The 25,110-nt window shown below is 40.6% G+C and carries 26 protein-coding genes and 1 riboswitch; of the genes, 8 read left to right on the top strand and 18 right to left on the bottom strand.

From position 1 onward, the window contains the following. The 3 genes from E4S40_RS12355 to E4S40_RS12365 form a co-directional block, all read right to left on the bottom strand. The gene (locus E4S40_RS12355) at positions 1-1,284 is read right to left on the bottom strand and encodes a CitMHS family transporter (RefSeq protein WP_135074554.1); all 1,284 of its coding nucleotides are present in this window, start codon (positions 1,282-1,284) and stop codon (positions 1-3) included. A 12-nt stretch (positions 1,285-1,296) separates the two neighbouring features. Then, the gene (locus tag E4S40_RS12360) at positions 1,297-2,823 is read right to left on the bottom strand and encodes a carboxylesterase/lipase family protein (protein WP_135074556.1); all 1,527 of its coding nucleotides are present in this window, start codon (positions 2,821-2,823) and stop codon (positions 1,297-1,299) included. Between the two features lie 62 nt (positions 2,824-2,885). Continuing rightward, positions 2,886-3,266: a hypothetical protein gene (locus E4S40_RS12365; protein WP_135074558.1), complete on the bottom strand. Its 381-nt coding sequence runs from the start codon at positions 3,264-3,266 to the stop codon at positions 2,886-2,888. A 154-nt stretch (positions 3,267-3,420) separates the two neighbouring features. Between E4S40_RS12365 and E4S40_RS12370 the strand changes: the two genes are divergently transcribed. Further along, a complete protein-coding gene (locus E4S40_RS12370; RefSeq protein ID WP_135074560.1) occupies positions 3,421-3,993 on the top strand; it encodes a hypothetical protein in 573 nt (190 codons plus the stop codon). A 63-nt stretch (positions 3,994-4,056) separates the two neighbouring features. Here E4S40_RS12370 and E4S40_RS12375 read toward each other — a convergent pair whose 3' ends face one another. The 7 genes from E4S40_RS12375 to E4S40_RS17105 form a co-directional block, all read right to left on the bottom strand. After that, positions 4,057-4,380, bottom strand: a complete 324-nt coding sequence (locus tag E4S40_RS12375) for a 2Fe-2S iron-sulfur cluster-binding protein (protein ID WP_135074562.1) — start codon at positions 4,378-4,380, stop codon at positions 4,057-4,059. A gap of 15 nt (positions 4,381-4,395) precedes the next feature. Further along, positions 4,396-5,400 carry an NAD(P)/FAD-dependent oxidoreductase gene (locus E4S40_RS12380; RefSeq protein WP_135074564.1) on the bottom strand — a complete coding sequence of 335 codons (1,005 nt, stop codon included), beginning with the start codon at positions 5,398-5,400 and terminating at the stop codon, positions 4,396-4,398. A 77-nt stretch (positions 5,401-5,477) separates the two neighbouring features. After that, positions 5,478-5,924, bottom strand: a complete 447-nt coding sequence (locus E4S40_RS12385; RefSeq protein WP_135074566.1) for a MarR family winged helix-turn-helix transcriptional regulator — start codon at positions 5,922-5,924, stop codon at positions 5,478-5,480. Positions 5,925-6,005: 81 nt separating this feature from the next. Beyond that, positions 6,006-6,968 (bottom strand): ABC transporter ATP-binding protein, encoded by a 963-nt coding sequence (locus E4S40_RS12390; RefSeq protein ID WP_135074568.1) that lies wholly within the window; start codon positions 6,966-6,968, stop codon positions 6,006-6,008. Next, positions 6,969-7,994, bottom strand: a complete 1,026-nt coding sequence (locus tag E4S40_RS12395) for an iron ABC transporter permease (RefSeq protein WP_135074570.1) — start codon at positions 7,992-7,994, stop codon at positions 6,969-6,971. Continuing rightward, positions 7,984-9,120 carry an ABC transporter substrate-binding protein gene (locus tag E4S40_RS12400; RefSeq protein WP_135074572.1) on the bottom strand — a complete coding sequence of 379 codons (1,137 nt, stop codon included), beginning with the start codon at positions 9,118-9,120 and terminating at the stop codon, positions 7,984-7,986. Before E4S40_RS12400 ends, E4S40_RS12395 begins: the two co-directional genes overlap by 11 nt. A 95-nt stretch (positions 9,121-9,215) precedes the next feature. Continuing rightward, positions 9,216-9,419: riboswitch (cobalamin riboswitch) on the top strand. Further along, positions 9,380-9,544 carry a hypothetical protein gene (locus E4S40_RS17105; protein WP_161971805.1) on the bottom strand — a complete coding sequence of 55 codons (165 nt, stop codon included), beginning with the start codon at positions 9,542-9,544 and terminating at the stop codon, positions 9,380-9,382. Its footprint overlaps the riboswitch before it by 40 nt. Here E4S40_RS17105 and E4S40_RS12405 point away from each other — a divergent pair. Further along, positions 9,543-11,381, top strand: coding sequence for a TonB-dependent receptor (locus tag E4S40_RS12405; RefSeq protein ID WP_135074574.1), 1,839 nt, complete (start codon positions 9,543-9,545; stop codon positions 11,379-11,381). The genes E4S40_RS17105 and E4S40_RS12405 overlap by 2 nt on opposite strands. Next, a complete protein-coding gene (locus E4S40_RS12410; protein WP_135074576.1) occupies positions 11,378-12,430 on the top strand; it encodes a YncE family protein in 1,053 nt (350 codons plus the stop codon). The genes E4S40_RS12405 and E4S40_RS12410 overlap by 4 nt, the downstream gene beginning before the upstream one ends. A 79-nt stretch (positions 12,431-12,509) precedes the next feature. Here E4S40_RS12410 and meaB read toward each other — a convergent pair whose 3' ends face one another. Both meaB and E4S40_RS12420 read right to left on the bottom strand, forming a co-directional pair. After that, the gene (gene meaB / locus E4S40_RS12415; RefSeq protein ID WP_135074578.1) at positions 12,510-13,517 is read right to left on the bottom strand and encodes a methylmalonyl Co-A mutase-associated GTPase MeaB; all 1,008 of its coding nucleotides are present in this window, start codon (positions 13,515-13,517) and stop codon (positions 12,510-12,512) included. Further along, a complete protein-coding gene (locus tag E4S40_RS12420) occupies positions 13,510-13,863 on the bottom strand; it encodes a hypothetical protein (RefSeq protein ID WP_135074580.1) in 354 nt (117 codons plus the stop codon). The genes meaB and E4S40_RS12420 overlap by 8 nt, the downstream gene beginning before the upstream one ends. 105 nt (positions 13,864-13,968) lie before the next feature. Between E4S40_RS12420 and E4S40_RS12425 the strand changes: the two genes are divergently transcribed. Genes E4S40_RS12425 through E4S40_RS12435 form a run of 3 tightly spaced genes read left to right on the top strand, consistent with a single transcriptional unit; the run spans position 13,969 to position 15,613 of the window. Continuing rightward, complete coding sequence (locus E4S40_RS12425; RefSeq protein WP_135074582.1) at positions 13,969-14,502, top strand: CopD family protein; 534 nt, start codon at positions 13,969-13,971, stop codon at positions 14,500-14,502. A gap of 8 nt (positions 14,503-14,510) precedes the next feature. Further along, complete coding sequence (locus tag E4S40_RS12430; RefSeq protein WP_135074584.1) at positions 14,511-15,167, top strand: SCO family protein; 657 nt, start codon at positions 14,511-14,513, stop codon at positions 15,165-15,167. After that, positions 15,164-15,613: a c-type cytochrome gene (locus E4S40_RS12435; protein ID WP_135074586.1), complete on the top strand. Its 450-nt coding sequence runs from the start codon at positions 15,164-15,166 to the stop codon at positions 15,611-15,613. Before E4S40_RS12430 ends, E4S40_RS12435 begins: the two co-directional genes overlap by 4 nt. Position 15,614: 1 nt before the next feature. Here the strand turns inward: E4S40_RS12435 and E4S40_RS12440 are convergent, their stop codons facing one another. Further along, complete coding sequence (locus tag E4S40_RS12440) at positions 15,615-16,040, bottom strand: hypothetical protein (protein ID WP_135074588.1); 426 nt, start codon at positions 16,038-16,040, stop codon at positions 15,615-15,617. 125 nt (positions 16,041-16,165) lie between these two features. On the opposite strand from E4S40_RS12440, the gene E4S40_RS12445 reads away from it, so the two are divergent. Next, entirely contained in the window at positions 16,166-16,987 is an 822-nt protein-coding gene (locus E4S40_RS12445) for an aminotransferase class IV (RefSeq protein ID WP_135074589.1), read from the top strand. Between the two features lie 2 nt (positions 16,988-16,989). Here the strand turns inward: E4S40_RS12445 and E4S40_RS12450 are convergent, their stop codons facing one another. Genes E4S40_RS12450 through E4S40_RS12470 form a run of 5 tightly spaced genes read right to left on the bottom strand, consistent with a single transcriptional unit; the run spans position 16,990 to position 23,993 of the window. Beyond that, complete coding sequence (locus E4S40_RS12450) at positions 16,990-17,433, bottom strand: hypothetical protein (RefSeq protein WP_135074591.1); 444 nt, start codon at positions 17,431-17,433, stop codon at positions 16,990-16,992. A gap of 11 nt (positions 17,434-17,444) precedes the next feature. After that, positions 17,445-18,704, bottom strand: coding sequence for an ABC transporter permease (locus E4S40_RS12455; protein ID WP_135074593.1), 1,260 nt, complete (start codon positions 18,702-18,704; stop codon positions 17,445-17,447). After that, positions 18,701-19,333 (bottom strand): ABC transporter ATP-binding protein, encoded by a 633-nt coding sequence (locus tag E4S40_RS12460; RefSeq protein WP_135074595.1) that lies wholly within the window; start codon positions 19,331-19,333, stop codon positions 18,701-18,703. The genes E4S40_RS12455 and E4S40_RS12460 overlap by 4 nt, the downstream gene beginning before the upstream one ends. A 4-nt stretch (positions 19,334-19,337) precedes the next feature. Further along, a complete protein-coding gene (locus E4S40_RS12465; protein WP_135074597.1) occupies positions 19,338-20,513 on the bottom strand; it encodes a hybrid sensor histidine kinase/response regulator in 1,176 nt (391 codons plus the stop codon). Positions 20,514-20,558: 45 nt separating this feature from the next. Continuing rightward, complete coding sequence (locus E4S40_RS12470; protein ID WP_135074599.1) at positions 20,559-23,993, bottom strand: ATP-binding protein; 3,435 nt, start codon at positions 23,991-23,993, stop codon at positions 20,559-20,561. Between the two features lie 114 nt (positions 23,994-24,107). On the opposite strand from E4S40_RS12470, the gene sucD reads away from it, so the two are divergent. Then, on the top strand, positions 24,108-24,989 hold the full coding sequence (gene sucD / locus E4S40_RS12475) for a succinate--CoA ligase subunit alpha (protein ID WP_135074601.1): 882 nt from the start codon (positions 24,108-24,110) through the stop codon (positions 24,987-24,989). Positions 24,990-25,110: the final 121 nt, after the last annotated feature.

A 25,110-nucleotide genomic window follows, 5' to 3' on the forward strand; every position in this document is an offset into this window, starting at 1 on the left:
TTAAATATGGATTACGCCGATTAGGATTGCTACCACTAACATGACAAGAGTTACCAAAAGAGCTAGCGGGATGGTTTTTTTCTGATGATCTCCCAAGTCCACTCCAGCCAATCCAACCAATAAATAAGTAGAACCAGTCAAGGGGCTGACCGGAAAACCTGTTGTCATTTGACCGAAAATTGCAGCTTGTCCTACTTCCAAACCACTAACCTGAAAAGACTCTGCTGTTGAGGAAAGCAAAGGCAAAATTCCGAAATAGAATGAGTCTGGATCAAAGACCAGGCTAGCTGGCATGGATAACACTCCAGTCAAAAGCGGTAATTGCTTCCCCATAAATTCCGGGAGAATTACTTGAATTCCATTAGCCATAGCCTCCATCATTCCGCTTCCTTTTAGAATGCCGGTGAAGCACCCAGCTGCGAATAAAATACTTGCCATGAGCAAAGCTTCCTTGGCATGTGCATCTACACGCTCCTTTTGATCAGCGACTTTGGGAAAATTAAATACAAGTGCCAAACCAAAAGCAATCATAAATACTGCATAGGGAGGTGCCCAACCCAAAACAATAGAGGTCACAGCTAATAAAATCAATCCAATATTTACCAAAAATTTCCATTGGGGAAGCTTGATTTCATCTGTATCTGAGATTTCAATTTCTATTGGCGATCCAGACTGAAATTGAATTCGTTCTTTTTTTCCCAGGAAATAGGCAATCCCCAAAACTGTCAGCAAGCCAGCCAAAAAAGGAATAAATACCGGATTGAATAATTCTGTCACCGAGACTTCCAGGGCAGAAGCAGCACGAATAGTCGGTCCTCCCCAAGGCAACACATTCATTGTACCAGCAGCTAAAGCAGTGGTGGATGCAAGGGTTAGACGACTCATTCCCAACTGATCATATATTGGCAACATGGCTGGAATTACCACAAGAAAAGTAACCGCTCCGGAGCCATCCAAGTGTACCAACATGGCTAAAATGGCAGTTACCATAACGATCTTCAAAGGATCATTTCCTGCCAACCGAAGGAGTTTGGAAATAATCGGTTTGAAAGTGCCCGCATCCATTAAAACTCCAAAAAACAGAATAGCGAAAACGAACATCACCCCAGTAGGAGCAATAGAAGTAATTCCTTCGGAAATCATTTGGGGAAGTTCAGTCGTTTTCCCAGCTAAAATCCCGGTAATCACTGGTACTAGTATCAATGCGACAACCGCAGATGTCTTTTTGGTAAGGATCAAATAGAGAAGCAACGCAATGGTAAGGACACCAAGAAGAGCTAGCATAGATTATTGGCTTTAGCTTTCTAGAAATTTCAACTGTCTCCAATGAGGTACCGCCGTGGATTTTACTTCTTCACCCAATTCAATGACCAGTGGGTTTTCAGGGTCAAATTGTGGCCATTCTGGTAATCCCTCCCCATTTGGATTTCCTGTTTTGATAAAGTTCACCCAGTACGAAGACATGGTCTCCTCTAGTTGATAATCCACCTCCTCAAAAGGTCGATTCCAATATTTCAGCGTGTGTAAGGTATAAGCAAATTCAGCAGAATGAAATGCTCCATAATTCGGTTCCCCCGGAGGAATTCGGGTGAAGTAATACAAATAAGAGGGATGTGTCCCATATTCAGCCTGAAGTTTGGCCCAGGTATAATTCTGCAACCCAAAAAACAATTCCGCAATCAATTGCCTAGTAGCCAAAAGCTGTTCCTCATCATTGGCAGGAAAAAGCTCCAAGTATTCTCCTGCTCTTCCTCCATATTGCTTTTGGGCATTTTTACGAAATAAAGCTGGGCTTTCTTCAGGACCTAATCCAACCATATCATCAGCATTCCAACCAGTTAACAAAGGAACATCTGAATATTGACCAGTTTCAATTGCCTTTTTCACAGGCGGAATAACTACTCCATCCACTACCGGTGAAAACCTTCCCGAAATTTTCAATAAACTATCTGCTGAAATTTGACGGAGGCTTTCCAAAGAAGTAATTCCATTTTCTGCTAAAATCTCCGCATTTCTGATTTCTGCACTTCTCAAACCTGAAACCAGACCACTCCCTCGACTTACCATCCCCCCACTTTCTGCAATGGCTTTGTGAAAAAGGCCTTTTGCTTTTGGAGAAACTACTAAAGCATTCACGCTAAATGCTCCAGCCGATTGACCAGCAATGGTTACATTAGAAGGATCACCTCCAAAGGCTTTAATGTTATTTTTCACCCATTCTAGGGCAGCGATTTGATCCAAAATCCCATAATTGCCAGATACACCGTCCGGATTTTCTTGGCTGAGTTCAGGATGAGCCAAAAATCCAAAAATCCCAAGTCTATAATTGATGGTAACTACCACGATACCCTTTTTCGCCAAAGCTTCGCCATCATACAAAGGCACAGTTCCCGAGCCAGCACTGAAACCTCCACCATGAATCCAAACCATTACGGGTAATGATTCAGCAGTTTTTTGAGCAGGAGTCCAAACATTGAGATACAAACCGTCCTCAGAGATCGGCTCTTTTGGGATCAAAAACTCCTCAGACCAAGCAAAAAATGGCACAGGTGGATTTTGTGTAAATGATGCTGGATTATCCTTGGCGTCCAATACTCCTTCCCAAGGGATTACAGGTTGAGGAGCTTTCCATCTTAAATCTCCTACCGGAGGGGCAGCAAAAGGAATTCCTTTGAAAATTTTAATGGATTGATCATCGGAAAGCTTTCCTGCAATCAGGCCTCCTGTAACCGAGACGTTACTTACCGTAATGGTTTTTTCTTGAGGTTCTTTCTGGCAGGAAGCCAAAACAATCAGGATGGCGAAGAAGAATAGTTTTCTCATAGGACTGGATTAGCCTATCAAGAAAATCAAAAAAAATATTGTTTCAAAACGAGACAATAATCTTACTCATAAACTAATACAGGTCTATTATTTTCACAAGTCACTGACTTTGGAGGGGATACAAACATGCAATCCGAAAAACGATTATTCTGGATATTATCTTTTTCCTGAAGCTCATTGTAGCGTTTTACCTTAGCTAAAAATTCGGGGACATTAATGCTTTTGGGATAAGCAATGTATTCCCAAGGACCTCCACAAGGCTTGCTTCCCAATGCCACAAAATCCCATTTCGCCGGATCAGTACAGGCCAAAGATTCAGCAAGTTCTTCGATTTCTTGACGAAGTAAGGACAATTCAGTGGAAAAATCTACCTTTTTCTCACTATCAAAAGCAAAGCAGGATGAAAGGAAAAATAGCGAAACCAAATAATAATTAACTCTCATAGAAATAAGAAAACAGTTTAGCTAGAGACGATACTTTATTTAAAATCGATACAAAAAACCTGGATTTCTTGCATTTATGAGCAAAAAATTGAGAATCAAAGGAATTTCAAATTTAATCAACAACTATTCATCTAATTTATCGTAAACTCGGACTATGAAAAAGAATTTTTTCTTTTTGATTTTCGGCTTCTTCTTTTTGAGTGCCTGTACAAAAACTGAATTACCCGATATTCAAGAACGACCTTTTGGTGTGTACAACGCAGTTTCCATTTCCACTGCTATTCCGATCGATATTTCAAGGTCCGGTCGGCAGACTACAGAGCACATAGACGATTTCGCTTATTGCAGTGAGTTTTATTCGATCGAATGGCGCATGAATAAGAAAACTCCCATCATGGATTTTGACTATTTTGACTTCCACAGATGGTATAATGAAAGAATCATGGAAGAAGAAACAATCATGGGCTGCGGAGTCAGAAGAAGAATCGTACAGCTGGGTGCTAATAACAACCTAGAATTGAGTTTTTTCGGCGATGACGGTACTTATTACACGGATCCATATAGAATAAACACCTATTTTAAAATCAAAAAGCTGGAGTTTTTCCCTAGACAGGAGTCTATCAATCTTGTCGCTAACCAGCAATTTTATGACTTCGTGACTGAAGAATTTGTAGAAACAGAAGTCACCTATCGGTTTGAGTTTGGATCACCTGCTTTTAATTATTGAAATGAATAGAAACTAAAAAACCACCTATCTCTAGGTGGTTTAATTATTTTAATCTTATAAGTCTTAAACTACGTCTTCTCCCCTCAACTTAATCACAGCACCATCTAATTCGTCACTGATCCGAATCTGACAGGATAGTCGGGAAGTTGGGTAATATTCCGGGAGATTTTCCAATTGATCTAATTCAACATCGGTAGCTTCTCCCAATTCACTTGGACCATCCAAAATCTCTACATGGCAGGTAGCACACAATGCCATCCCTCCACAAGTAGCCAAAATCGGATAATCAGAAGCCTTCAAAACCTCCATCAGGCTTAATCCCATATCCATTGGGGCTTCGACTTCCTGCCGATTTCCGTCCTGATCTTCTACTGTAAATTTTACCATGGCGCAAAGATAGAATTAAAATGCATTGACCCCGTTTACGGTAGTGTATTTAAAGCTGAGCTTTTGATCTGGATAGACGTATTTGAAAGCCGAATGCATCATGATTGCTGCCTCATGGAATCCACAAAGAATCAACTTTAATTTTCCAGGATAAGTATTGATATCACCGATGGCGTAGATTCGCTCCACTCCGGTTGAATAGTCTCGGGTATCTACCTCGATAGCATTTTTATCAATAGAAAGTCCCCAATCAGCTATTGGGCCTAGTTTCGGACTAAGTCCGAAAAGTGGAATCAAGTAATCAGTATCAATTTTGATTTCAGCCTTTGACTTGTCCTCTAAGGTTATGGATTCTAGCTTTCCGTTACCGGAAATCTCCTTCAAATTGGCGGATAGGATCAAGTCGATTTTCCCCTTATTCGCCAAATCGAATACTTTGGAAGCGGAATCCGGAGCACCTCGGAAGGTCTCATTTCTGTGGACCAGCGTAACTTTTTTTGCAACCTTGGCCAAATAAATCGTCCAGTCCAAAGCAGAGTCACCTCCACCGGCCAAAACCACTCGCTTGTCACGGAAAGTCTCAGGATTTTTTACCATATAAGTAACCCCTTTGCCTTCAAACTCCTCCAAATTGTCCAAAGCAGGCTTTCTCGGTTCAAAACAACCCAAACCTCCGGCGATGATAATCACCTTAGCATGAACCTTTGTTTTCTCATTGGTGGTAATCATGTAGCTACCATCTTCCTGCTTATCCAAATGATCCACTCGCTCTCCAAGGGTAAAAGTAGGCTGGAATGGCTTGATTTGCTCCATCAAATTATCCACCAATTCCTGAGCTTTGATTTCAGGATAGCCAGGAATATCATAAATGGGTTTTTGCGGATAAATTTCAGATAGCTGCCCGCCAATTTGAGGAAGGGCATCGATCAAATGACAACGCATTTTGAGCAATCCTGCTTCGAATACGGCAAAAAGCCCAACCGGGCCTGCTCCTATGATACAAATATCGGTCTGGATCATGTTGAATTTCTTTTAAGGGAAAACCCTCCGTTAAATCAAATTGTTCGTATAAATATTATTCGTATACTAATTATTTTTTACTCTAAAATCTGCCCTCCCAAATTTTGGTAGATAGTGTTTAGGATTCGCTTGAATTCTTCGAAATCCTGCTCATCCAAATTTTCCCAAGCTTTCTCGCGAATTTGGAGGATTTTGGGACGAAGAGAAGTGACTTTTGACACTCCTGAATCAGTTAAATGAAGCTGAAAACTTCTTCTATCTTGCGGATGAGGTAATCTCTCCACATATCCTTTTTTAACAAGCAGATCAATGATTCGGGTAAGCGTGGGATGATCTTTGAAAACCAAATTCGCCAATTCAGTCTGACTCATGTCACCACCTTCGGAAAGGTTTTTCAAGACAATCCATTGGTCTACTGTCACGTCAAAATTACCCTGCTTAAACTGCTGCTGGGCATATTGCTTTACTTTTCGAGCGGTACGATCGAGGAGAAAGGAATATTTGGCAAACTGCTCTTGTGTCATACAAATAGTTAGTGTGACAAATATATGAATTTTATAGATGATTCTAATAAAACCCAGCTTTTTGGGATCAAAATTCTGACTTTAGAGAATTTCAATTAATTCTGAAATCCGGGTAAATTCCTTTCCCTGACAAAAAATTCGAAATGGGTTTTCAGAAATTCTAATAGAATCTTTTGGAAGATGCTTTCCACTTTTGATAAGTGCCTTTTCTACCCAATACACCAATTCATCCGGACCTTCAATTTCAATTTTGGTTGTTTGATGGTGCATCACAACCTTTCCTCTATTTGAATCGAAAAAATATTTATCTGATGGTAACAACTGATTAATCTCCCCCTGTAGGATCAAATCCTCAGGAGTCCCTGAAATCAAAGGGCTTCCACAATTGAGAATCCAAAGCTGTTGCCCCGTCTCAATAGCTATATCCAAATCATGGGTTACAACAAGTACTGCTTTTTCTTGGGTTTTGGCAATATCCTGAAGCAACTGCATCACTTCATATCGATTGACCAAATCGAGATGGGAAGTAGGTTCATCCAATACCATTAATGGACAATCCTGTGCCAATGCTCTTGCTATCATGGCTTTTTGTCGCTGCCCGTCTGATAATTCTCCCAATCGTTCTTTCCTCAGATATTCCAACTTAGTCGCTTCCAAGGCTTTGTAAACTTCATTTTTATCCTGATCAGAAAGTCTTCCTGACCAATTCAAATAAGGTGTACGACCCAAAGCAACTAGTTGCTTTACTGTCATTTGAGCCGGAAATATCGGTTCGCTTAAAACTACTGATAGTTTTTTGGATAAATCATCCCGGTGATAGGACGTTGGAGCCGAACCAAACAATTCAATTGAACCCTTAAAAGGCTCAATTTTTCCCATGATCGCCTTTATCAAGGTAGATTTACCAACCCCATTCGGACCTAATAGGCAAGTCATTTGTCCGGAAAGCAATTCGAAATCTAGATTGGACAAAATTGTCTTTTGTTGATTTCCGGCTTCATATCCCAGAGATAGATTTTTACCGATGAGAACTTGCTTTTTCATTTAAAACTCCTTGCTAAAGTTCCTTTTGATTACCAATCCTATCACAACGGGAGCACCTATCAAAGAAGTCACAGCATTGATGGGTAAGGTTTGAGCCGAGCCCGGTAATTGACTAATCGTATCGCAGATTAACATAAGACCCGCACCTACTAAAGCGGAACCCGGGAATAAAATTCGATGATCTGCACTTTTCCAAAGTAAGCGACCTAAATGAGGAACTGCGATCCCGACAAATGCAATCGGTCCACAAAAGGCGGTGATTCCTCCGGCCAAGACCCCGGTACTTAGGATAACCAACCAACGTAAATTTTGAGAATTAATTCCCATACTTTCAGCATAGGATTCACCTAAAAGAAGCGCATTGAATGAACGGGTCGAAGCAATAACCGGAAGAGCTCCTAATAAAACCAAAACCGCCAAAATCATTACCTGATTCCAACTTAATCCCCCAAGACTTCCTAAGGACCAAATTGTATAAAGTTTGAGAGATTCTGCTTGGGAAAAATAAGACATAACTGAAATCAAGGCCGAAACCGCCGCCCCAAACATGACTCCAACAATCAAAAGTGTCATACTATCCCTAACTCGCCAAGCCACCACACTCACCAATAATAAAATACCTCCAGCTCCAAAAACTCCTGCAAATGCAGTGCTCCATGGAGAAATTGCAGTGAATGTAAATCCCATGGCAGACCCTGCCAACAATAAAATCGCAACACCAAAACCTGCACCCGAACTGATCCCCAGAACATAGGGTCCTGCTAGTGGATTTCGGAAAAATGTTTGCATTTGGAGCCCACTTAAACTTAATCCAATACCAACCAAAATAGCCACCAAAGCTTTTGGAAGACGGAAATTAAGAATGATCTCTCGATAGGAGTCTTTTTCCCAGCTATTGGTGAAAAGCCCCATAAAAACATCAGAAAACCCAATTTTCACAGAACCCAAACTCAGATTGAGGAGGAACATCAACCCCAGAAAGAGCAGACAAACCAAAAAAAGAAAGGCGGTTCTGTTACTTTTCATTCAACTTTTGATAAAAGTATAACTGGTAATCAGGTAGTAATTCCGGGTGTAGAATTTTTATTAAATCCTTTAAGACCAAATCAGGCCGGACATACCCTAACTCAAAATACTCAAAACCTCCTCGAGGTCCTTTTTTCCTGCTGTAGGTAAATACATTTCCATCCTTAAATGCTCGAAAAATATCATATCGAGGTTCCATCTTCTTCATCTGTTCCAAACTCTCAAAATCCGCTGAACCGATCCAATATTCAGATTCGATTGCCCGGTCTATTACAAACTCGTAACTGAGCGGAACGCTACCTGTTCCCGCTTGATCTGAAAAGACGTAGTACCCTCCTGCCTGATTCAGAATTTGAGCTCCCCAGCTATCTGCTCCTGGAGCAAACCAGCTATCCTCGTACAAAACTCCAGAAAGGACATTTGGCCTCGATGAACCCTCCAAATTTTTTACGGACTCCAAAGCACCCAGATATGAATTTTCAATACTCTGAAAAACCTTTTCAGCCTCCTCATATTTTCCAAAAAGGACTCCCGTGAATTTTATCCATTCAGCCCTTCCCAAAGGATGCTGCTCAACATACTCTCCATTTATCAATGCCGGAATTCCGGCTTGCTTCAATAGGTTTACTTGCTTCAAATCATCACCTAATGTGGAAATCATTACCCAATCCGGCTGAAGATCAATAATCATTTCGACATTAGCTGAAGGCGCTGAACCCAAATCTTGAATGCTTCCCTTTTCAATCTCCTCCCAAACTGAAGGAGATGAAATTAAATCCAAATTAGGAAACCCAACCAAGGCTTCTGTTTCATCCAATAAGTCCAAGTGAGGAATATGTGTAGTAGACGTCACAATCACTTTTTTGATTGGTAGCTGAACCACCGCATCCACCTCGATCGCAGGAGTTTGGCTCCCATTTTCAAGCACCAAATAGCGAAAGCTTTCCTGTGCTCCGGTCCAAGGTTGTAACACGTCAATTACCCAAAAGCCATCTCCTTTTTGGAGGGAAAAGCCTTTTGCGTAGTGAAGGGGAATTACTTCTAATTTTTCATGTAACCTTTCAGATTTTGGTGCACAGCTCCAAAAAACGATTAGGATAATGAAAGATACTGGTAAATACTTCAAGCTTTTAGGTGTTTAGCTGTCTCAAAGTAAGGCTATATCCTTACATGGTAAAATTTTTTTTAGTCATCCCTTTCTTCAGAATCAGAAATGAACGTATGTTTGATATGGAAATAGGTTCCTGACTTTTTCCATAAAAGTCATGGATTAAAAGGGAATCCGGTGAAAAACCGGAGCTGTCCCCGCAACTGTAAGTTTGAAAAAAGCTTTTGCAAGCAAAGCCATTGAGCCGTTAGCGATCGGCTTGAGAAGGCAGCAAAAGTCAAACGAGCCAGGAGACCTGCCTAATTCCGATAGATTCTGTGCTTTCGGAGGAAAAGCTGAGAAGACATGCCAAAGAAGACTCCCTGAGTTTCTTCCACGTTCCATTTCTTCCCATTTCTTTCAAGCCCGAATCGAAATGAACCACATTCATTCGATCAGGCATGATGTTAGTTGTTTGGGTCATGATGTTTTTCGGCCAAGAAGTCGAAAAGTCAGACACTTTAGGTTTGCAGGAAATACAAATTGAGGCCCCGGCTTACCAAGAATATGGGCGGGGGAAAAAGCGTGTTTCTTGGAATAAAGAAATAGTAAAGAGTTATTCAAGTCGATCTCTGGCTGAGCTTTTAGCAGAAAAAAGCCCGGTCTTTATCCGTCAATATGGACCGGGAATGTTGGCTTCTCCCAATTTTAGAGGAACATCAGCTGGACACACGGCAATTTTCTGGAATGGAATCCCGCTCAACAGTCCTTCTTTAGGACAAAGTGATTTATCAATTCTCCCTTTGATCGTGGCCGATCAAGTCGATCTTACTTTTGGGTCAGAAGGGGCACTTTTGGGAAATGAGTCATTGGGAGGAGCCATTCATTTAGAAAGCGCTCCTATTTTCAATCAATCACCGAACATAACCCTACAACAGGAAATCGGAAGTTTTGGCCAATATCATGTAGGCCTAAAAGGAGGATATTCTACTGAAAAGCTGGGCTTCCAAAACAAAGTTTATTATCAAAATAATCCCAACGAATATACTTACCGGGATTTTTCGGAAGTAGGCTCCCCAATAAAAAAACAGGATCATGCAGCCTTTCAACAGAAGGGTTTTCAGCAAGATTTTCAATGGAAAATTGACCCCAATCAACAACTTAAAGCTTCCTATTGGTGGAATAAAGCAAATCGTGAAATCCAACCTGTCATGGGTTCTTCTATTCGGGACTCTCAATCAGATAAGAGTCATCGCATTTCACTTCAATATTTGCTACTTCGCAGGAAAGGAATAGTTGAGATTCGCTCAGGCTGGGTAAAGGATCTTCAGTTTTTTAACCAAATAAGAAATGAGACTTCAAGTTTTTTTCTCAATGCAGATTGGACTTTTACTCAATCTCCCAACTGGGAAGTTCGAGTGGGAAGCAGAGGGTCTTTTTTTTCCGGAAATCTATCGACCTATTCGGCAGAAGAAACTCGAATAGAAACATATCAATTCCTCAACTTTTCCGGGGTAAATAAACTGGATTTCTCATTCAATTTACGTCAACTGAAATACCGTGATAAGCTCGTTCCATTTATCCCATCCCTTGGAGTGGATTGGAGGGTATCCGATGAATTTTTATTTAAAACATCGGTAGGAAAAGGTTTTAAAATCCCGACACTTAATGATCGATTTTGGGAGCCAGGAGGCAATCCCAGCCTACTTCCTGAAGAAAGCTGGCAAGGAGAAATGGGATTTCTGTGGCAAAAAGGAAATTTTAATTCCCAGCTCACCTATTATAAGATGAAGGTAAACAATTGGATCATCTGGCTGCCAGAAGGATCTATTTGGATTCCAAAAAACCTCAGGGAAGTTCAAAATCAAGGAATTGAGTGGGAAAGTAAACTGAATACTACTTTAGGACAATATGAACTTCACATGAATTGGGCTTACACTTTTACCCATTCGGTGAACTTGCCAAATTCCGAAGAACCAGCTTCTTTTTGGGACAAGCAACTTCCCTACACTCCCCAACATCAGGCTCAAGGTTCCCTGAGACTTTCGAGATCAAAAATCTCGCTTCAGCTAAGTTCTCAATATATAGGAACACGAGCAACTACCCTAGATCATGCGCGACTTATGAAGGGATATTTCCTAGCTCAAATGTATCTGGGTTATGAAAATATCAAGTTAGGGTCATTTATAACCAGTTTTCAGTTTCGGATTCAAAACCTCTTCAATGAAGAGTATCAAGTACTTTATCTGCGCCCCATGCCAAGAAGATCATTTCATCTCAATTTATCCATACAACTATGAAGTTTAATTTAATTCGACTCGGAAAATCCTTGAGTCTTTCCCTCCTTTTGTTTTCCTGTATAGAAAATGATCCCGAAAGGCCCTTGGGAGAATTTGATTCGGGAATTTTAATTATGAACGAAGGAGCTTTTGGGGCTAACGACGGAGAAGTTTTTCACCTTAACCCTTCCACAGGAACTCTCAAAACAAATATTTTCGAATCTGCCAACGCAAGGCCTTTTGCAGGTCTTCTGGAAGATATAATCTACGAAAATGACAACTTATACCTAGTAGCCAATACAGGAAAGATTGAGATCGTCAATCCAGGAGATTTTACAAGTTTGGGTGCTATCACCTCCGATTTAGATCAACCGCGATCCTTGACCGTAAATTCCGGCAAGCTCTTTATCTCTGACTATGGCCCTTACGATCAAAGCTATGGCACCCCTAGCTCGTACATTGCAGTGGTAAGAAATAGCTTAGGAGGAGTTGTAGCTAAAAAAATTCCTGTCTCAAGGAAACCTGAGGATGTGATTTCTTTTGGGAATTATATTCTAGTCGCAGGTTCGGAAGAAGGAAAAGTTGAAGTAATTGACGCAGAAAAGGAAGAAGTTATTAAGACAATAGAGGTAGAAGGAAGCCCGGCTGTTTTTTATGAAGCAGCCGGAAAGATTTGGCTTTATTCAACCGGATCCGATGAAGTTTATTTTTACAGCTTTCACTTGGACAATTTTACTTTAGCGACGACCAATATTTACCCTATTCCAAATGCAACAGGAAAAATAGCCTTTGGAAATAACGACATCATGTATCTTTTGACTAGTTCAGGATGGCCAGAATACAGAGATGGAATCGCCCAAGTTTCTGTTTTAGGTCCAGAATTGAATCCAAACTGGTACAGCGGCTCTGGCTTTTACGGAATCGGATTTGATAAAGAAAGAGGGGAATTATACTTAGCTAACACGAATGGATTTCAAGGCAACGGAACTATTACTGTTTTGGATGAAAATGGAACCGAACTTCGAAGCTTTGAATCAGGAAGGGGACCTTCTGGATTCTTGATGAGATAACTTTAAACAAAAAGCCTCTTTTTAACTAGAAAAGAGGCTTTTTTAATATCCTTGATAGGCATAAGTCAAGAATTAAATTCTAAGAATTCTTGATTTGAAAGTTTTCAAAAAACACATTCACTAGCTTTCGAGCAAAGGTTAAAGGACTGATCTTACCTTCTTTGACATGTTCCCTTTCTGAAGCTAATAAGTTTTGGACTTTTGCCTGTTCATGGAAAGCCTTCCCCAATAAATATTGCACATATTCATCCAGCCATCTTAGCCTTTGCTCAGCTCGGTTTAATTCAAAATATCCGGAATCAAGCATTTTCTCTTGATATTTTTCAACCATTTCCCAACACTCATCAAGTCCTTCTCCTGTCAAAGATGAACCCGTAATCACAGAAGGATACCAACCATTTTCTGATGGGGGGAATAAATGAAGTGCATTCCGATATTGAGTTTTGGCCTTTTTAGCAGCTTGAATATTTTCTCCGTCTGCCTTATTGATCAAAACTCCATCAGCCATCTCCATAATGCCTTTTTTGATACCCTGAAGCTCATCTCCGGCCCCAGGTAGCATTAACAAAAGGAAAAAGTCGACCATCCCTTTGACAGCTGTTTCTGACTGTCCCACTCCTACGGTTTCCACCAATATCACATCATAACCAGCCGCCTCACAAAGAAGCATGGCTTCTCGTGTTTTGGCACTGACACCACCCAAAGTAGAACCGGAAGGACTAGGCCGAATGAAAGCCCGACGATCAGCAGCTAATTTTTCCATCCGGGTTTTATCACCCAAAATACTTCCTTTGGTCTTCTGACTGGAAGGATCGACCGCCAAAACAGCCACTTTTTTACCCTTCTCTAAGAGCATTTTCCCAAAAGCCTCTATGAATGTACTTTTTCCCACTCCCGGGACTCCAGTAATTCCAATCCGAATTGAATTTCCAGAAAAAGGTAAAATTTCTTGAACCAACGAACTGGCCAACTCCGAATCTGTGGAAAGATTACTTTCAACCAAGGTGATTGCCTGGGCCAAAATCGCTCGATTTTCTTCCAAAATACCAGCCTTATACTCTTCTAAAGATTTCCGGTTTTTAATCATGATCTTGAAAGGTAAATCGGACTTCACCCATTGGTGTTTTTTCAAAAGTTGCCTTTAAATAGGGTTGCCATTCTTGTGGAAAATGAGGTTCAGAAGGAGACAAAGCTATCTCATCTTGAAGTTTTTCAGAAAAGAAATACACAGAAGTAGTCCCATATTTAGTATGTGGCAAAGCCTCTCCAAATTCCTTCATCCAATTTGGGTCCTCGTCTAGGATGTGAATGGCATAAATCCTTTTTACAGGTCCAGTATTATTTTCATTTCGGTAAAAACCAATTTCCTCATACTTGCCTTCAAAGCGCTCCAAACCCGGCTGAGTGAGGCTTTCCTTTCCGATGTAAATCACCAGAGCAAAAATTAAAAATCCGATTAGCAGAAATATAAGTCTCGACTTGTTCAAATCATTAGGGGTTCAGCACAATTGGCCTTAATTTAGCCCAAAATTCTGAAAATGGGATTTGAATATATCAAAGCACTTCACATCATTTTTGTAGTCACCTGGTTTGCAGGCCTTTTTTACATCGTTCGGCTATTTATCTACCAAACAGAGGCTATGGAGCGACCAGAATCCGAGCGGGCAATTCTGAAGCCCCAATTGGATTTGATGGCTTCGCGACTTTGGTACATTATTACCTGGCCATCTGCTATCCTAACTTTAATTTTCGGCTTGTGGGTTTTGAGCTATCGCATGGGCTACCTGCAATTAGGTTTTATGCATGCCAAATTGGGATTTGTTGTCCTATTATATGCATACCACTTGGGCTGTCATTTTCTTTTCAAAGAAATTCAAAAAGGACGAACTCGTTGGACTTCGACACAGTTACGAATTTGGAATGAAGCATCCACCCTTCTTCTTTTTGCCATTGTTTTCCTCATAGTTTTAAAAAATACCCTCAGTATGGTATGGGGAATCGTGGGACTGATTGGATTAGGGGTACTCTTGATGGCAGGCATCAAGATTTATAAAAAATACAGAACAAAATAACAGGGATTATGAGTAATACATTTCGCTTTTTGGGAATCGCCCTGATTTCAACTCTATTTTGGCAATGCCAGGGAGCAACACAGGAGGAAGAAAATTCAAAGCTTCCCATTTTGGGAAATTGGCATGTGAATGAAATTGAGATTGAAGGAAAAATGCTATACGATACCGTTTACCATGAAATAGCGGATTTCGAGTTCATCAACCAACTAGGAGACACCATCTCCAAGGAGGATGTTCAAGGTAAAATCTACGTGGCTGATTTCTTTTTTACCACTTGCCCGACCATTTGCCCTATCATGAAAAAGGAAATGCTTCGCGTCTATGAGACCTATAAGGACAATCCGAATTTCCTCATCTTAAGTCATACAATCGATCCTACTCATGACACCCAGGAGGTTTTAAAAACCTATGCAGAAAAGCTTGGGGTGGAAGATGCTAGTACCTGGAATTTCCTAACTGGAGATGCAGAAAAGATTTATGAGATCGGTCAAACAAGTTACCTAACGACTGCAATGGAAGATCAAAATGAACCCGGCGGGTTCTTGCATAGTGGAGCTTTCGTCCTTGTGGATGGGGAAGGTCACATCCGAGGAGTCTATGACGGCACAAAAAGTGATCAAGTCGATCGATTGATGAGAGATATTCCCAAATTGCTTAAGCCATGAAACATTGCCTTTGGGGCTTTATTCTAGCTTTGATAGTGGCATGTACCCCAAAAAGTACCCAAGAGGAAAATTACCTATCGGAAATTTCTGATCCTGAGGTTATGAAATACGCCATTCATGGTAAAACCCTCTATGAGAATTACTGTGGAAATTGCCATCAAAATGACGGCAAAGGTTTAGGGAAATTGATTCCTCCACTGCGCGATGCAGACTATTTCCGAGAAAGCATGCATCGCACCGTCTGGATTATGAGACATGGCCAAACCGGAGAAATCACAGTAAATGGGGAAAAATATGATCAAGCGATGCCTCCAAATACAGCTTTGAAGCCATTGGATATTGCTCAAATCACCACCTATCTCTATAATATTTGGGGAATGGAAGAAGGTGTAATTACTTCTTCACAAGTGGAAGAATTTCTAAAATCGAAACCGGATAATTATTGAGTTATTCAGTTCCTAGTAATACATCAGCTCTTGCCAAAGCTGCTTTGATGTCTTCGTTAACCTTCTGAACCATTGACATCTGTTCCTCTAGATAAGCTTTTACTTCTTCAGGAGTTCGCTCGCCATCCTCAGTATCGTATTGACGCATCCATACAAACATCCCTTCATGCGCTTGTGATAAATCATAAGCCAAAGCTTTCAATTCATCTACTTGGACAGAATCTACTTCGGGATTGGATTCCAACTCCTCTGCCCGATTCAATGCCTCCCGCTCCAAATTTTTCAATTTCCCCATCAAAGGCATCACTTCGTCATGAACAGCAATCACTTCTGCTCTAAGATTTTTATTCTCCTCCGAAAGACTTGAACCACAAGCCACTAACAATGAAATAAACAATAAAGTAAAAATGAATGTGTATCGCTTCATGTCTAAGAGTTTTTATACTGGTAATTTACAATTATTTCTTTTTTTAATTAAATTTTTTAGAGATAAAAATTGATGAAGCAAATATAAATTCCTAGTGCTATTTTTAACCAAAAATTGAGAATAAAATGAAGGCTTTTTGTTTTGCAGACGGGAAATTTGTCCCGACAGTAGATGCTACCATCCATCCTACTGACCTTGGATTGATTCGTGGATATGGGATTTTTGACTTCTTCCGGACTGTGAATTATCAACCGCTTTTCTTGGAAGATTATCTGGATCGCTTCATTAATTCTGCTGCGAAAACCTATTTGCCCCTTCCTTATTCTAGAGAACAGCTGCGTGCTATAATCAGGGAGTTAATTGAAAAAAATGACCTGAAGCAAGGAGGAATCCGAATGGTTTTGAGCGGAGGGGTTTCAGAAAATCATTTCTCACCGGCCCAAGGCAAGCTTTTCATCTTTGCCGAAGATCTGATTTTTCCTTCGCAGGAAAAGTATGAAAAAGGCATCAAGCTCCTATCCTTGGAGCATGTGCGACCTATAGCTTCGATCAAAACTACCAATTATGCCTTAGCAGTATGGCATTCCCATATTTGGAAAGAGCAAAGAGCTGAAGATGTATTGTATCACCAAAATAAGTATGTGAGCGAAAGCTCCCGAAGCAATTTCTTTATAGTGAAAAATGGAGAAATCATCACCCCTTCAGAAAACATTCTTTTGGGAATCACTCGGAAAAACATCATCAACTTAGCTCCAGTACCAGTTCATATCCGTCCACTGACTTTAATTGAAGCTTTGGAGGCGGATGAAGCATTTATCACCTCCACTACCAAGATCCTTCTTCCCGTCACTCAAATCGATGAGCAAAAAATAGGAAACGGCCAACCAGGTCCTATTTCAATGGACTTGCTTGACCGTTTCAAGAAATTGGAAAGTGAATTACAGTAATGCTATTGAATCAGCTCTGCATCCTGTAAGATATACATGAGCTTTTCTGGGTCTTTGGCATTTAAAGTCAATTTGCCTCTGACCCGAACTCGCTTTGATGTGTATTTAATCGGATCTCGGAGCATCACCTCCATTACTGTTTCAGGACCTCCAGAGCCACAAAAGAAACATTCAGCAAGCGGCAAACTGGACAAAATAATATGCTCTGGTTTAAACATTCCCTCGAAAGGAATAATATAGCCGTCAGCCTCCACGACCGTCCCTTCTAATTTTTTGATTTTATCAGAAAAAACAGGAACATAAAGTTCCCCAAATTCATCCTCGCTGATTTTGTAACTCACCTCAGCTAAACTCCTCCAGACATTCGTGTCCTGAGCTTTTGCAGAGCTAAAAACAAGTAGCAAAAGAGCAAAAGCACTTATCAAGAACGGGTATTTTCTATTCATTTTCATTTCAATTATTTTCTAGTCAATTGATCTGCAATACTGGTTCGGTACGCGGACCAAGCCGGAATCAAAGAAGCCAAAAGACCCACACATAACGCATAAATTACTATCCAAAGTTCGGCAGGCAAGAAAATCCAAGCTTCCAATCCAGCCCCAACACCTGTTTCATTTTGGGATGCTAGCACCGATAGAAAGCTATGACCCAATAATATCCCTAAAATTGACCCAAGGAAAGTCAGACTAATTCCCTCCAGTAGGATCAAAAGCAACAAATCAATTCGACTGGCACCTATAGCTCGCAACACCGCTAAATCATATCTTCTCTCCTTAAGAGAATTGTAAAGCGCGATAAATATTCCCAAACCAGAAATCACGATTAGGACATAAGCCAATCCCTCCAAGATTGTTACTCCAATTCCCAGCAGTTCAAATAAACGGGATATTTCAAAAGAAGGAGAAGCAGCCTGCATGGAAGTATTGGAGTTGATCATGCGGGGCAATTGAACAGCCGCCATTGGGCTTCGATACTGGATTAATAAAGAAGTCACTTCCCGTTCTTCATCGGTCTGAGGAAAGCCTGTTTTTGCAACTTCATGATGAAAATGCTCTTCATGATCCTCAATCTGGGCTTCTGATTCTTCGGTTTCTTCGCCTTTTTCATCATGGGTATACCAGACCGATTCGATGGAAGTAAGAACCAATCGATCCAACACATTTCCTTGAGGCTCTAGGATACCGACAACTTTAAATGCATGCTCATCGTGATCATGGCTTCCCTGACTGATTCCATGGCTTCCGGAAAAAGTTTCTCCAAGCTTCATTCCTGATTTTTCAGCAACAGTCGCTCCTAGAACAACTTCAAAAGGTTCATTCCAAGCATTTCCAGCCAAAAAGCCAGCGTCGTAAAGTTTCAAATAATCATGGTTGGTACCAACAATACGGTAACCTTGATAATTATCCCCCAAAGCCAAGGGAATGGTCTGTTTGACAAGTCGATTTCTAGATAAGCGAATCGCCTCATTCATTGGGATGTTTCCGGTAGGAAAATCAATATGATAGACACTGGAAAGAATCAATTGAAGAGGACTTCCTTTTGCGCCCACGACCAAATCAATCCCTGCGGCATCTTGGGTCATCTTTTTTTCAAACTGATCCTGAACCAAGAGCAACACAGTAATGATGGCTAACCCCAAGGCAAGTAGCAGTACATTCAGCCCAGTGGACAGAGGCTTAAAGGTCAGATATTTCCAACTAAGCTTCAGTAAATTCATGGGGCCTGCACTTGAATGAAGTTTGAAATTTGATCTTTTACGCGCTGATCATGCGTCACAATAATCAGTGCCGCTTCAATTTTCGAAGCTTGATTTTGAAGAAGTGAAATCACTTTATGAGCATTTTCATCATCCAAACTGGAAGTTGGCTCATCCGCTAAAATCAATCGGGGTTTATTCACCAAAGCTCTTGCTATTGACACTCGCTGGGCCTCTCCCTCACTCAATTTGGCAATGGATGAATTTGATTTATGCGAAAGGTTGAGTTCGGAAAGAAGGTTATCTAAATCAAGCCCCTCACTTTTGGAAAAATGTCTGGCCATTTGAAGATTTTCCTTTACAGTCAAAGGAGCCAACAAATGGGGTTTTTGAAATACAATCCCAATGTTTTCCCCTCGAAATCGATCAGCATTGACTCCTTTTAAGGAATTGACAATCACTCCATTTAGGACAACCTCACCAGAATCAGGAACCAAAAGACCCGAAAGCAGATTTAATAGGGTTGTTTTTCCACTTCCCGATTTGCCCAAAACCAATAGAGAATCTCCCGAATCCAGAGAGATATCCGGAAAATAATAGCGGGTCTGACCCGGATAGGCAAATTGAAGATTCTTCGTAAAGAAAAGCATAGATTTATTTTACAGGAATGGAAACCACGAATGTCGTTCCCTTTCCTACTTCACTCGTAAAAGTGATATCTCCGTCCATCACTTCCAAACACTTTTTGACGATGGAAAGTCCAAGGCCTGAACCTTCTACAATTCCAACATTCTTTGCCCGGAAAAAACGATCGAAAAGCTGACTTTGTTCTGACTTTGGAATTCCGATTCCAAAATCTTCCACTTTTCCCTTTAGGAAACCTTCTTCAAAGTCTAGTGAAAAAATTACGTCCCCATCTTCTTTTGAATACTTGATGGCATTGGAAAGCAAGTTTTCAAAAACTTGATAAAGAAGTTCAGAATCAGAAGTAATGGTCTTGGGGAGCTTTCCCAAATTGGTGGTGATTTTCACTCCATTTTCCACCCCAGCCTTCACCGTATCCAATAATTCCTTCACGAATGCACCCAAAAACATTTTCTTTGGCTTGAATTCCATTTGGTTGGCATCCGCTTTTCCGAAAAATAGCACACTTGTAAGCAAGTTGTTCAGTGTCCTGACGGCATTCTCGATCTTGAAGGCATGCTTGGTAATTTTTTGCTTGAAAGGATGGTCTTTCTCTGCATACATCTGAAGCAATTGGGCCGAGCTCAAAATCGAAGTCAGTGGAGTCTTAAAACCATGAGAAACGTTTAAAACAATTCGGGATTTCAATTCATTGATTTCCCGTTCTTTTTCCAAAGCCTTGGTCAATTCTTTATTGGCCTCATACAATTCGGCAGTTCTGATCCGTACTTTTTCCTCTAGCTCGTTATTTAACTTTTGAAGTTCTTTTTCCTTTCTATCCTTAAAAATCGCCAACTCAATCACCATGTTGAGTTCGCGTATGTTGAAAGGCTTGATAACGTAGGCACTCGGATTGGTACCCACTACTTTATTTAAAGTCTCAGCATCCGAACTGGCACTGAGATAAACGACAGGTATATCATATTTCTCATTGATGATTTCCGTCGTTTTGATTCCATCTAGATCTCCAGCCAAATTGATATCCATCATCACGATATCAGACTGCTGCTCTTCCAGAATATCTAAAGCCTTTTCCCCTGTATCGGCAATACCGATGATTTCGTGGTTATTTTTTTCTAATGCTCGCTGAAGTAATAGTGCGGAAACAGAGTCATCTTCTACGATGAGGATTTTGAGGCTAAACATGTACGCGATTAAGTCAAAATGAATGTCAATGGGAAAATACAAAAATTATGAATCCGACAAAGGAATTTCAACTCGGGCTATTGTCCCCTGACCTTTTTTACTGGATAATTGAATCGTCCCTCCAAGGATTTTCACTAGATTTTCCGTAATGGTCATTCCCAAACCTGTACCTTCAAACCGTCGTTGGTTGCCAGTACTTTCTTGCTCAAATGGCTGAAAAACCTTGGGTAAAAAATCTTCCGAAATCCCAACTCCACGATCTGCAACTTCCAAAATTAAATTCCCATCCTCTTTGGAAACCGTAACCGTGATTTCTCCTTGATGAGAGTATTTAATTGCATTACCTATCAAATTATTGAGAATCATCTCCGTGAACCGCTGATCGATTTTACCCTTGAGATTTTTCGTCAAAAATCTCCTCTGAATTTTTAGACCTTTTTTGGATGCGAGCGAATCCAAGGGTCGAATTATTTTTTCTATAAATGAATTGATATCAGTTTCCGTCCGGATAACTTCCATTTTCTTGGCCTCGATTTTAGCCATATCCAAAATGGAGGTAATGGTAGCCAACAATCGCTCTCCGCTCTGAAGAATAATATCCAATTCAGAAAGCAACTTGGGATCATTTTGACGAGTCATCATCACATGCTCCGTACCTCCCAAAATAACATTGAGTGGCGTACGGATTTCATGACTCACATTGGATAAGAGACTTGTTTTAAAGCGGTTTGCCTCTTCTGCTTTTTCCTTTGCCTCACGAAGGTTCTTTTCAATCTCCTTTTCTGCCGTCACATCCCTAAAAACTGTCAGAAGCAACTGCCCACTTTCCAACTTCGATGGAATACGTTTGGTATAAATCTCCATCTCCATATTTCCTAAGGGCCAATAAATTTCTCTTTCAATTGTCGCCCCCGATTCAGGTAGATCTTTCAATATACCTTGGAAGGTTTGATAAAACGTAGAATCATTCAAAAGTTCTGGGAAATTTTCGCCCTCCAGATTTTCACCTTTTCGGAGAACCCAATTGGTGAAGACAGGATTTGCAGCAATGATCTTTTCCCCATCAATAGTTAATAAAAGGGCATCTTTTGAGCTGTCCCATACATTTTTGAATTGTTCTTCAGCTCTACTTTTCTCCTGATCTTTCCGATCTACGACCGTCCTTAGGATTCCCAATTTTCGAAGCTGAGCATAAAAAGACTGGATCAAAAAACCTAAACCGATGAGGAATAAGGCCGCCAAAACAATAAACCAAAACCTAAGGTAAAAGGGCTGCAAAACCTCAAAAGATGCTGTACTATAAGTAGGAGAAAATCGCTCTCCTTCAAAGGAGGCCTTGATTTCAAATTGATAATTACCAGGAGGAATATTGGGATAAAAAATCCGATTTGACTTAGGATCCTTGAGCAATTGCCAGTCTTTCTCTAAACCGATCAACCGGTATTGAACCCATAGTTCCTTTTCACGATTGAATGCTATCGCATCAAAATCTATCTCAAGTGTATTATTAGTATAGGAAGTTTTGACAGTGCTTTTTCCCAAAGTTTCCTCACCACCAACTTGAACAGAATTGAGGTTGAGTCGTGGTATACCCTTTGAAATGAATTTTTCATCTTGAAAATAGATAGTCAGCCCTTCAATAGTTCCTATTAGTATCCTATTATAATTTCCTTCAACTAATGCTCCTCGATTCGTTTCATTATTTGGTAATCCAGATTTATCATTGAAATGAAGCAAGGAGTCACTTTTATACCTAAAAACCCCATCATCTGTACCAAACCACTTGGCTCCTTGGCTATCTTCCAAAATCGAAAACACAGGGTTATTGATAGGCTTTCCATTTGGAATGTAGGCTTTTACCTCACCCTCTACTACTATCTTTACACCTTCTTCTGTCCCTAATAAAAGACCTTCTGCAGTCTCCAGATAATCATAGCCTTCTGCAATTAGGACCCCGGGAAGTTGTATCAATGGATTGGGATTCTCCAAGCGGCTGGCACGCATGACGATCAATCTACCATCAGAGAGTTTTCCTGCTTTTCGTAAATGATAAAAATTTCCCTCAAATACATTTTCTAGTTCCTTTCTTAAATCATTTTTAAATAAAGCTTCTCCTCGATCCTTTACTGAGGCAAAATAGAGATTACCCGAACTAGTAATGATCAAACTATCTCCTGCAACTTGAACAGATGCGATGTTTTCTTCTCCCGGTGGATTAAAAACCTCAATTCGTTCTGTCTTTAAATCCAATCTTCCTACTCCATTAAAAGAAGCTGAAAACCAGACTCCTCCATCCACTGGCTCAGTAAAATTCACCACCCTGCTGGTAGGAGATGCTCCTGAAGAGGGATATTCATACAAGGTTTTGACTCCTGTTCTGGAAATTTTCTGAACTCCATTATTAAATCCCAATAAATACTCCCCTGAAGGGAGGTTTGAAATGGCTGTCACTTCATCAGAAAGTAATCCGGACTTCAAGCGAGAGTAATTCTGAAAAGCTAGGTTATTAATATTCGCTACTCCTCTGCTACTTCCCAACCAGAGAAGACCTTCCTGATCAATCAAAAAATCCTGTAACATGAATACCCGAAAAATCTCCTCGGAGTCAATCAATAATGGTCTAGTTGAACCAAATTTCAATTTTCTAAGGCTAGAATTGAAAAAATAAAAAACACTTCCCTTCGAAAAATCCATCCCAAACAAATTATTGTAGGAGGGGTAATTCTGATTAAAGTTTTGGTCAAGAAGAATCTGAGGATTGGTAATGGAGGAACCTTTGGCCAAGTATCCTTTCCCCAAAAAATAATACTCACCTGTTTCTGGAGATTTTTTTACCATCAACGGTGGAGAAGGTAAGGCAATCCCCTCCAGTTTTAGCGGCTTCCAAGCCAAATCGAATGTATATGGACCATGTTCCAAAAAATAAAATATGGGCTGTCCCTCCTGCTCAGCCCAGTGGGTCAGGCTCAAATTTCTAAATGGCTCTTTATAAATTCGTTCGGATTCACCATCAGCTTTGACATGGAGTAAATAATCAGGTAAATCAATTAAATATTCCTTATCCTCTTGCTTTCCTTTGGTGAAAAATTGAATGAAGCCTAAACGGCCTAAATCCTCATTTAATCCTGGAAATTGAACTCCTTCCCAATTTCCATATCCTCCTTTGAAAAACTTAAACTCCCCTCGATCATTGTACAACCATATCATTCCCTCCTCATCCCTGTGGATGGAAATCTGATAATCAAACTCTGATCGAAGGCTATCTGGAATAGAGTGAGTCTGGATCCCATCGGAATAAAAAACGCCTCTTGAGGTGGAAAACCAAATCCTCCCTAAAGTATCCTGTTCGATTTGAAAAATATTCTGAACTGGGAGATTTACCCCTTTTGGATTTAGATCAAACTTGAAAGTTTGCCCGACTAGTTTTCCACTAAAAAGGAAAATGCCAACAAATATTCCCAAAAAGAGGTAGCGATTCATAATTCACAAGTTAGGAAAAGATCGGAAATGCAGAATTACATGGATATTGTTTTGCTTTTCTTTTGTCAGCGGACGCTTTCTTTTATTTTTGTGCGAAACTTTAACAAACGAAGCATGAGTGTACTAGTCAATAAAAATTCCAAGGTGATCGTACAAGGATTCACCGGCTCTGAAGGCTCTTTTCACGCGCAGCAAATGATCGAATACGGCACCCAAGTTGTCGGAGGCGTGACTCCTGGAAAAGGAGGATCGATGCATTTGGGCAAGCCTGTCTTTAATTCTGTAGAAGAAGCTGTGGAAAAGACTGGTGCAGATACTTCTATCATCTTTGTTCCGCCGGCTTTTGCTGCGGACGCAATCATGGAAGCGGCTGATGCAGGCATCAAAGTGATTATCGCAATTACCGAGGGAATTCCAGTAGCAGACATGATGCGAGCTAAGCCTTACATCAAAGAGCGTGGAGCTATCCTAATCGGACCAAACTGCCCTGGTGTAATCACTCCAGGAGAGGCAAAAGTGGGAATCATGCCAGGCTTTGTATTCAAAAAAGGTAGAATCGGCATCGTATCTAAATCAGGTACTTTAACTTATGAAGCTGCTGACCAAGTAGCAAAAGCTGGTCTTGGTGTATCTACTGCTATTGGTATTGGAGGGGATCCAATCATCGGAACCTCTACAAAGCAAGCTGTGGAAATGCTAATGAACGACCCAGAAACTGATGCAATCGTGATGATCGGTGAAATCGGTGGTAACTACGAAGCAGAAGCTGCTCGCTGGATTCGTGAAACAGGAAATAAAAAGCCTGTAGTGGGATTCATCGCTGGACAGACAGCGCCTCCAGGAAGAAGAATGGGACATGCCGGTGCTATCATCGGTGGAGCTGATGACACAGCTGCTGCGAAAATGAGAATCATGAGAGAAAATGGAATCCATGTAGCAGAATCACCCGCTGAAATCGGAGAAACCATGGCAAAAGCTTTGGGAGTTGGAGCATAAATAATCTGCTCAGAATCTGAAAATATATTTAAGCCGCTTCGATTGAATTCGAAGCGGTTTTTTATTTGCCTTTGCGCTTAATCAAAGAGATCCATCTACCTTTGTGCTTCGAAAATCTAGA

The organism is Algoriphagus kandeliae, assembly GCF_004571135.1.
Taxonomy (GTDB): domain Bacteria; phylum Bacteroidota; class Bacteroidia; order Cytophagales; family Cyclobacteriaceae; genus Algoriphagus; species Algoriphagus kandeliae.

Coding starts and splice junctions, on each gene's coding strand:
- E4S40_RS12355 (WP_135074554.1), bottom strand. CDS start 1,284: ATGCTAGCTCTTCTTGGTGTCCTTACCATTGCGTTGCTTCTCTATTTG.
- E4S40_RS12360 (WP_135074556.1), bottom strand. CDS start 2,823: ATGAGAAAACTATTCTTCTTCGCCATCCTGATTGTTTTGGCTTCCTGC.
- E4S40_RS12365 (WP_135074558.1), bottom strand. CDS start 3,266: ATGAGAGTTAATTATTATTTGGTTTCGCTATTTTTCCTTTCATCCTGC.
- E4S40_RS12370 (WP_135074560.1), top strand. CDS start 3,421: ATGAAAAAGAATTTTTTCTTTTTGATTTTCGGCTTCTTCTTTTTGAGT.
- E4S40_RS12375 (WP_135074562.1), bottom strand. CDS start 4,380: ATGGTAAAATTTACAGTAGAAGATCAGGACGGAAATCGGCAGGAAGTC.
- E4S40_RS12380 (WP_135074564.1), bottom strand. CDS start 5,400: ATGATCCAGACCGATATTTGTATCATAGGAGCAGGCCCGGTTGGGCTT.
- E4S40_RS12385 (WP_135074566.1), bottom strand. CDS start 5,924: ATGACACAAGAGCAGTTTGCCAAATATTCCTTTCTCCTCGATCGTACC.
- E4S40_RS12390 (WP_135074568.1), bottom strand. CDS start 6,968: ATGAAAAAGCAAGTTCTCATCGGTAAAAATCTATCTCTGGGATATGAA.
- E4S40_RS12395 (WP_135074570.1), bottom strand. CDS start 7,994: ATGAAAAGTAACAGAACCGCCTTTCTTTTTTTGGTTTGTCTGCTCTTT.
- E4S40_RS12405 (WP_135074574.1), top strand. CDS start 9,543: ATGATGTTAGTTGTTTGGGTCATGATGTTTTTCGGCCAAGAAGTCGAA.
- E4S40_RS17105 (WP_161971805.1), bottom strand. CDS start 9,544: ATGCCTGATCGAATGAATGTGGTTCATTTCGATTCGGGCTTGAAAGAA.
- E4S40_RS12410 (WP_135074576.1), top strand. CDS start 11,378: ATGAAGTTTAATTTAATTCGACTCGGAAAATCCTTGAGTCTTTCCCTC.
- meaB (WP_135074578.1), bottom strand. CDS start 13,517: ATGATTAAAAACCGGAAATCTTTAGAAGAGTATAAGGCTGGTATTTTG.
- E4S40_RS12425 (WP_135074582.1), top strand. CDS start 13,969: ATGGGATTTGAATATATCAAAGCACTTCACATCATTTTTGTAGTCACC.
- E4S40_RS12430 (WP_135074584.1), top strand. CDS start 14,511: ATGAGTAATACATTTCGCTTTTTGGGAATCGCCCTGATTTCAACTCTA.
- E4S40_RS12435 (WP_135074586.1), top strand. CDS start 15,164: ATGAAACATTGCCTTTGGGGCTTTATTCTAGCTTTGATAGTGGCATGT.
- E4S40_RS12440 (WP_135074588.1), bottom strand. CDS start 16,040: ATGAAGCGATACACATTCATTTTTACTTTATTGTTTATTTCATTGTTA.
- E4S40_RS12445 (WP_135074589.1), top strand. CDS start 16,166: ATGAAGGCTTTTTGTTTTGCAGACGGGAAATTTGTCCCGACAGTAGAT.
- E4S40_RS12450 (WP_135074591.1), bottom strand. CDS start 17,433: ATGAATAGAAAATACCCGTTCTTGATAAGTGCTTTTGCTCTTTTGCTA.
- E4S40_RS12455 (WP_135074593.1), bottom strand. CDS start 18,704: ATGAATTTACTGAAGCTTAGTTGGAAATATCTGACCTTTAAGCCTCTG.
- E4S40_RS12460 (WP_135074595.1), bottom strand. CDS start 19,333: ATGCTTTTCTTTACGAAGAATCTTCAATTTGCCTATCCGGGTCAGACC.
- E4S40_RS12465 (WP_135074597.1), bottom strand. CDS start 20,513: ATGTTTAGCCTCAAAATCCTCATCGTAGAAGATGACTCTGTTTCCGCA.
- E4S40_RS12470 (WP_135074599.1), bottom strand. CDS start 23,993: ATGAATCGCTACCTCTTTTTGGGAATATTTGTTGGCATTTTCCTTTTT.
- sucD (WP_135074601.1), top strand. CDS start 24,108: ATGAGTGTACTAGTCAATAAAAATTCCAAGGTGATCGTACAAGGATTC.